7 protein-coding genes and 1 tRNA gene are annotated in these 6,811 nt (G+C 67.0%); 6 read left to right on the forward strand and 2 right to left on the reverse strand.

Features of this window, described 5'->3' with window-relative positions; genetic code table 11:
• Positions 1-27: 27 nt before the first annotated feature.
• From ACWEVN_RS45135 to ACWEVN_RS45155, 5 genes are all read left to right on the forward strand, one after another.
• Positions 28-387: a hypothetical protein gene (locus ACWEVN_RS45135; RefSeq protein WP_452055372.1), complete on the forward strand. Its 360-nt coding sequence runs from the start codon at positions 28-30 to the stop codon at positions 385-387.
• Positions 387-1,571 carry a DUF3631 domain-containing protein gene (locus ACWEVN_RS45140; protein WP_452055373.1) on the forward strand — a complete coding sequence of 395 codons (1,185 nt, stop codon included), beginning with the start codon at positions 387-389 and terminating at the stop codon, positions 1,569-1,571. Before ACWEVN_RS45135 ends, ACWEVN_RS45140 begins: the two co-directional genes overlap by 1 nt.
• A gap of 287 nt (positions 1,572-1,858) precedes the next feature.
• On the forward strand, positions 1,859-2,152 hold the full coding sequence (locus ACWEVN_RS45145) for a helix-turn-helix domain-containing protein (RefSeq protein WP_452055374.1): 294 nt from the start codon (positions 1,859-1,861) through the stop codon (positions 2,150-2,152).
• A gap of 104 nt (positions 2,153-2,256) precedes the next feature.
• On the forward strand, positions 2,257-3,489 hold the full coding sequence (locus ACWEVN_RS45150) for a tyrosine-type recombinase/integrase (protein ID WP_452055375.1): 1,233 nt from the start codon (positions 2,257-2,259) through the stop codon (positions 3,487-3,489).
• 146 nt (positions 3,490-3,635) lie between these two features.
• Positions 3,636-4,604 (forward strand): hypothetical protein, encoded by a 969-nt coding sequence (locus ACWEVN_RS45155; protein WP_452055376.1) that lies wholly within the window; start codon positions 3,636-3,638, stop codon positions 4,602-4,604.
• Between the two features lie 341 nt (positions 4,605-4,945).
• On the opposite strand, the gene ACWEVN_RS45160 is transcribed toward ACWEVN_RS45155, so the two are convergent.
• Positions 4,946-5,030: transfer RNA gene (locus ACWEVN_RS45160), tRNA-Ser, on the reverse strand.
• A gap of 44 nt (positions 5,031-5,074) precedes the next feature.
• Positions 5,075-5,818 (reverse strand): PP2C family protein-serine/threonine phosphatase, encoded by a 744-nt coding sequence (locus ACWEVN_RS45165; RefSeq protein ID WP_449680238.1) that lies wholly within the window; start codon positions 5,816-5,818, stop codon positions 5,075-5,077.
• A 78-nt stretch (positions 5,819-5,896) separates the two neighbouring features.
• On the opposite strand from ACWEVN_RS45165, the gene ACWEVN_RS45170 reads away from it, so the two are divergent.
• On the forward strand, positions 5,897-6,811 hold a 915-nt coding region (locus ACWEVN_RS45170), incomplete at its 3' end, for an HsdM family class I SAM-dependent methyltransferase (protein WP_452055377.1).

Raw genomic sequence — 6,811 nt, forward strand, 5'->3', positions numbered from 1 at the left:
CCCGTGTGACCAACGTGAGGACCCGCCTTGACCACGCACACCACCGCCGCCGGCCCGGCCACCCGGGTCACCATCCCCTTCACCGAGTACCGCGCCCTCACCCTCGACGCCGCCGCCTGGCGACTCCTCAACACCAGCCCACACGTCGCCGAACTCCTCGCCGAATGGATCGAGTGGGACCGCCGCCGCACCCTGCGGGAGACCTCCCACGCCGTGTCGGCCGCCGCCGACTGGCGCGCCCTCGCCACCGCGCCGACCTACGCCGAACTCGAACGCCGCCGCGCCGAAGTCACCCGGCCCGCCCTGACACCGCCCCAGATCCGCGCACAGGCCGCCGCGTCCTGGGCGCGGGTCAACGCCTGGATCGCCACCCGAGAGGCCGCCTGATGACCACCAGCACGCCGAACGACGAGGGAACAACGATGGGCGCCTACGACATCGAACCGTCCACTCTGGACGGGGCTGCCTTGCTGGACTCGCTGCGGGCCGCGCTCACTCGGTACGTGGCCCTGCCCAACCCTGAGACCGCCGACGCCATCGCTCTCTGGATCGCGGCCACCCATGCGCAGCCGGCGTGGGCGCACGCGCCCCGGCTGGTGATCCGTGCACCGGAGAAGCGCTGCGGGAAATCCCGGCTACTCGACATCGTGGAAGCCACCTGCCACAACCCGTTCATCACCGTCAACAGCAGCCCGGCCGCCGTCTACCGGTCGGTCTCCGAGGACCCGCCCACCCTGCTCGTGGACGAGGCGGACACCATCTTCGGGCCGAAGGCCGACGGGAACGAGGACCTTCGCGGGCTGCTCAACGCCGGGCACCAGCGCAACCGGCCGGCCAAGCGCTACGACGCCACCAACCAGCGCGTCGAGTCCATCCCCACGTTCGCCATGGCCGCCCTCGCCGGCATCGGAGCGATGCCCGACACCATCGAAGACCGCGCCGTCATCGCCCGGATGCGCCGCCGCGCGCCCGGCGAAACCGTGGCCCCGTACAGGCACCGCCGCGACCGGCCCGCCCTGCGCGCCCTCGCGGACGACCTGCACGCGTGGCTGCGCGCCGACCTGTCCACATTGGAGACCGCCGAACCGGAGATGCCCGTGGAAGACCGCGCCGCCGACACCTGGGAACCTCTGGTCGCTGTCGCCGACCACGCCGGAGGCACCTGGGGGGACCGCTCCCGTTCCGCCGTGCTCGCCCTCACTGCCGCCGCCGACGAGGACGGCGACAGCAACGACCGGCAGCGCCTGCTCACCGACTGCCGGACCGTGTTCGGCGACGAACTCGCCTTGCCCACCGCCGAGCTGCTGCACCGGCTGCGCGCGCTGGACGAGTCGCCGTGGCGCGAGTACGGCGCGACCGGGCTCACCGCCATGAAGCTCGGCAGTCTGCTCAAGGAGTACGGCATCCGCTCAGACACCATGCGGTTCCCCGGTGCTGGGCAGGCCAAGGGCTACCGCCGCGCCGACTTCACCGACTCCTGGGAGCGCTACTGCGCCGATCCGTCGTCCAAACGCGACGGCGAGGACGCCGCCGGGGGCGCGATTCCGCTCCGTCGGGCGCGGTCGGCCTGACACCGCCGGGCGGGGTAGCCGTACCAGCCGTACCAGCCTCGTTTTCGCAGGTCAGCCCTGGTACGGCTTCCCCGCCTGGTACGGCTCAAGCCGTACCGCCGCATCCGCCCTGGTACGGCTCAAGCCGTACCAGGAATCCAAGCCGTACCGCACCTGAACAGGCAAAACGAGGCTGGTACGGCTGGTACGGCTTACCCCCTCAGCACCGACAACCGACCACGCCAAAACCGAGGAGAGCCCATGCGCTTCGCCGCCACCGACAGCACGACCCGAAGGGCTCACCACCAATGGCTACCGCCAACGACATCGCCCAGCTTGCCGCCGGCCTCGCCCAGCTCGCCGAACGCCTTGCGACCCACGACGCGCGGCCGGCGCCCCGGCCTCTGCCGCCCCGCGTGCTCCTGACTGTCGAAGAGGCAGGGGAACGGCTCGGCATCGGCCGCACGACCGCCTACAGCCTGGTCCGTTCCGGCGCGCTGGAGTCCGTCCGCATCGGCCGGCTCCGCCGCATCTCCGTATCCGCAATCGACGCGTTCGCCGCCCGCCTGGTCGCCGGTTCCGCCGGCGAGGCCGCCGCCTGAGGAAGGATTTCAATGGCAAGGAAGAAGCGCCCCGAGGGCACGCGCGCTCCGAACGGTGCGAGCAGCGTCTACTTCAGCGAAAGCGACGGTCCTGGCACGGCCGTGTGACGGTCGGCCGCAAAGACAACGGGAAGCCGGACCGCCGCCACACCATGTCCAAAGATGAGGCCAAGGTCCGGAACAAGGTGCGGGAGTGGGAGAACGAGCGTGAGGAAGGGCGCGTGCGGAAGGCCGGGCAGAACTGGACCGTTGAGTCCTGGCTGACCCACTGGCTTGAGAACATCGTTGCACCGCCGACCATCACGGAGAACGCGTGGGACGCGTACGAGGTGGCGTGCCGGGTTCACCTCATCCCGGGCGTGGGTGCACATCGTCTCCAGCGTTCCCACACGGGCGACAGGCTCGAACCTGACCACCTGGAAAAGCTCTACCGCAAGATGATGCGTGAAGGGTCCGCCGCTGGCCGGGTGCACCAGGTGCACCGCACCATCCGTACCGCGCTCAAGGAAGCCAAGAAGCGCAAAATCATCACGGACAACCCGGCGGAATTGGCTCGTGCCCCGAAGGTGGAGGAGCAGGACTACGAGCCGTACGACGTCGACGAGATCCAGCGCATCCTGGAGACCGCCGCGCGTAGGCGAAACAGCGCCCGGTGGGCTATCGCCCTCGCGTTGGGTCTCCGACAGGGTGAGGCCTTGGGGATTCAGTGGCCCGACGTCAACTGGGACCGCTGGGACCGAGCGTGCAAGAAGCACAAGTCCCCGTTCTGTGCCGAGTGCTTCGAGCACCATACGCCCGAAATCGGCGTGCGACGGAACCGGCTTCGGCCGAAGTACAAGCACGGTTGCTCGACGCCGTGCGGCCGAAAGTTCGCCGGGTACTGCCCGCAGCGCGTCTCGACGCGCCGGGAGACCGCGCCGACGAAGTCGCGGGCAGGTAAGCGGTACATCGGACTCCCCAAGCAACTCACGCTGCTACTGGTGCGGCACCAGGCGGCCCAGGCCCAGGAACGCGCCCTGGCGGCCGACCTCTGGGAGGAGACCGGCTACGTCTTCACCAAGCCGACTGGTCAGCCGCTCGTGCCCAACACCGACTACCACCACTGGAAGGAGCTGCTGCGCGACGCCAAGGTGGGAGAGCGCCGGCTTCACGACGCCCGGCACACCGCCGCGACGGTCCTCCTGCTGCTGGAGGTCCCGGAACGGACCGTCATGTCCATCATGGGTTGGTCCAGCACGGCCATGGCCGCGAGGTACCAGCACGTGACCGACCGCATCAGGAGCGGCGTGGCCGACCGGGTTGATGGCTTGTTGTGGGCAGACGTGGACGGCGTGTGAGGTGGTCTTGCTGCCGCCGAAGCGCAGTGCGGCTGGGAGTCCGTGCGGGTTGTTACTTACGTGAGACCAGTTTTGGGTCGTCAGTAGTAACGCTATTCGTAGCAACCACGACTTGATAGGGACCGGCCGTCGATTGAGGTTGAGTGATGAGTAATAGCGATATTTTTGGACTAGTGGGTCTTGTCTTTTCGGTCGTAGGCATCCCTTTGACATTTATTTTGGCTCGCAGGGGAAGAAAACGTCCACTGCTGCGGTCGATAGTCGGATTTGAGATCCTTGCCAGTCCTGATGATGGCGCGTTTGACGGCGGTTTCATGCGAACGCTGACCGGTGAGCCGATCACAAAAATATCGCGAACCAGCGTAGCTATATGGAACCATCAGGGAGACACTGTTCGTGGCACTGATGTGGTTCCGATCGACAAGGTTAGACTTCAATTAGAAGACGGCGACTTTCCTCTGCAGGTCCGAATTCTTTCCTGGAGCAGAAGTCAAAATAGGCTAGTTGTTCAGGTTGACGAAAATAATTCCTCTGCAATCAATATAGAGTTTGACTTTCTCGATGCTGGCGATGGTGGAGTCTTTGAGGTAATACACCAAGGGGGGAGGCCGCCCGTTTTGGGTGGCACAATTCGAGGAAGTCGAATGGAGCCAAGATCGGGCACGCTGTTGTCCAGTGCTGATCTGGCTAACCTAAACAAACCGTGGTACAAAAAGAAAAAACGGCTACTGGCAAGGTTTCTCCCGTTGCTTCTTTTGATTCCGGTGGGTGTCTTTACTTTCATTGCTAGCACGGCAGTTGCTATTCCAGATCGAGCTGGAAATATGGTCGATCAATCTAAATTTCAATTAGGGACCCTGGAGGGGCAACGCGTGTTTGCGGAGAGAGTCTTTGAGGTTGGCAAGGTGACTCACTCTGAGCCGGACAACGTTTTTAAGCTCATTCTTCTGATGATGTTTTTGTTTGCTCTCACTCTCTCGGCGCTAATGGTTTGGGGGCAACGAACTCGATTCCCGCACTCTATAGTGAAGAATGTTGCAGGTTCGGAGACTGTGGCCGGACGGGCTGCAAGAGGTCAGGGCCACGAGGGGGCGGGTGAATCAACGCCTGGTTGATCTCAGGCTTGACGTAGGCTGCTGAGCGAGTACCGCGTGCTGCATAGCTGACTGGGCGTCGGTAGCCCTATGTGTCTCCTTGGTTGCGGATTGTGTATGACGACCTTGCGCATCGTCATGAAGCGGCGTGGCGCAGGATCTACATGCCCGCAGGCGGCCATCACCCCGGCCGCCTGGCTGACGGACAGCCGCTGACCGGAGCGACCGCCGATTATGGTCCGTCGATGAGTCGGGTCTCATGCTCGCCTCGCCTGGTCAACTGAGACTAGAACTGAGACTAAGACGGAAAACGCCGGGTGGCCCTGAGCTGGGCTACCCGGCGTTTTGCCTGGTTACAGCGGCGGAGGATACAGGATTCGAACCTGCGAGGGCGTGAACCCAACACGCTTTCCAAGCGTGCGCCTTAGGCCGCTCGGCCAATCCTCCGCAGGAGACGATACCGGATGGTCTCCGCCGCCTGTGCAGGTGGGTCAGGCCGTGACGTCGGCGACCACGCAGGTGATGTTGTCCGGGCCGCCGCCTTCGTTGGCCAGGCGGATCAGCTCCGGGATCACCTCGGCCGGCTCCTGGCCGGCGTCCAGGACGTCGCGCAGGGTTGCCTCGGGGACCGGGCCGCTGAGGCCGTCCGAACAGAGCAGGTAGCGGTCGCCGGGCTTGGCCTTGAACGTCCAGATGTCCGGGTCGCCCGAGCCCGCCGTCTGAAGCGCTTTCATCAGCAACGACCGGCGGGGGTGGGACTCGGCGTCCTCCGCGGCGACGCGGCCGTCCTCGACCAGGGCCTGGACCAGCGTGTGGTCGCGGGTCAGCCGGCGCAGGCCGCCCTCGCGCAAGAGGTAGCCGCGGGAGTCGCCGATGTGGGCCGCCGCGAACTCGATGCCGTCGAACAGCAGGGCCGTCAGCGTCGTGCCCATGCCTTCGGTCGCCGGCTCCTGCGACGCCACTTCGTGCAGCCGATCGGCGATCGACTTGACCACGCCGGTCAGGGTCGCGGCCAGGTCCACGTTCGTCAGGTCGAGCCGTCGCAGGTCGACTTCGAGCTCGCGCAGCACGTCCACCGCCGTCGCGCTGGCGACCTCGCCGTGCGGCTGGCCGCCGATGCCGTCGGCGACGGCGAGCAGGCGGGAACTCGCGTACACCGCGTCCTCGTTGACCCGGCGACGCTTCCCGACGTCCGACCCGGCGGCGTACCGCAGGACGTACCGATCGTGTGTCATGTCCCCCATGAAAGCATTGGTTGACTGAGTTCACAAGCGCCTCGGCTGAATGGAGCATCCTCCGATAGAGTCCTCGCCATGGACGACGACGCCACGGTCAGCGCGGCCGACATCGCGCGGCTCGCCGGGGTGGGGCGGGCCGCGGTCAGCAACTGGCGCCGCCGCTACCCGGACTTCCCGCCGCCGGTCGGTGGCACGGCGTCGAGCCCGCTGTTCGGCCTGTCCGCCGTCGCCGCCTGGTTCCGCGCCCGCGGCAAGAAGTTCGAGCTGAGCGCCGGGGAACGCGCGTGGCAGCGCCTGCGCGCCCTCGGTGACGACCTCGACCTCGCCGAGCGCGTCAGCCGCGCGGGCGGCTTCTTCGCCTTCCAGGCCGGCCTCGTCGACACCTTCGACAGCCGGCTCGACGACCCGGAACTGCTCACCCTGCTCAGCGAGCTGACGCACCAGGCGGGGCCGGTCGAAGCGTTCGAGCTGGTGTGCCGCCGGTACTTCGAGGCGCATTCGCGGCGGTTGTCGGCGACGCCGGAACCGATCGCCGAGCTGATGGCCCGCCTCGCCGGCCCGGTGTCGACGATCCTCGACCCCGCGTGCGGCTTCGGTGCCCTCGCGCTGGCGAGCGGCGCGAAAACCGTGCTGGCGCAGGACAGCGACCCGATGACGGCGTCGATCGCGGCGCTGCGGCTGCGGTTGCGCGGCATCGAGGCGGAGGTCCACGCGGTCGACGCGCTGCGCGAAGACGCCTTCGCCGGCCGCACGGCCGAAGCGGTGCTGTGTGACCCGCCGTTCAACGAACGGGCGTGGGGCCATGACGAACTCGTTGGCGACGCGCGCTGGGAGTACGGCCTGCCCCCGCGCGGCGAGCCCGAGCTCGCCTGGGTGCAGCACTGCCTCGCGCACGTCGAACCCGGTGGCACGGTGGCGATCCTGATGCCGGGCGCGGCGGCCGGGGTCCCGTACTGGGCGGATCCGTTCCACGAGCGGCCCGGCGAAGTC

Source organism: Amycolatopsis sp. NPDC003861, assembly GCF_053605405.1.

Coding starts and splice junctions, on each gene's coding strand:
- ACWEVN_RS45140 (WP_452055373.1), top strand. CDS start 387: ATGACCACCAGCACGCCGAACGACGAGGGAACAACGATGGGCGCCTAC.
- ACWEVN_RS45145 (WP_452055374.1), top strand. CDS start 1,859: ATGGCTACCGCCAACGACATCGCCCAGCTTGCCGCCGGCCTCGCCCAG.
- ACWEVN_RS45155 (WP_452055376.1), top strand. CDS start 3,636: ATGAGTAATAGCGATATTTTTGGACTAGTGGGTCTTGTCTTTTCGGTC.
- ACWEVN_RS45165 (WP_449680238.1), bottom strand. CDS start 5,818: ATGACACACGATCGGTACGTCCTGCGGTACGCCGCCGGGTCGGACGTC.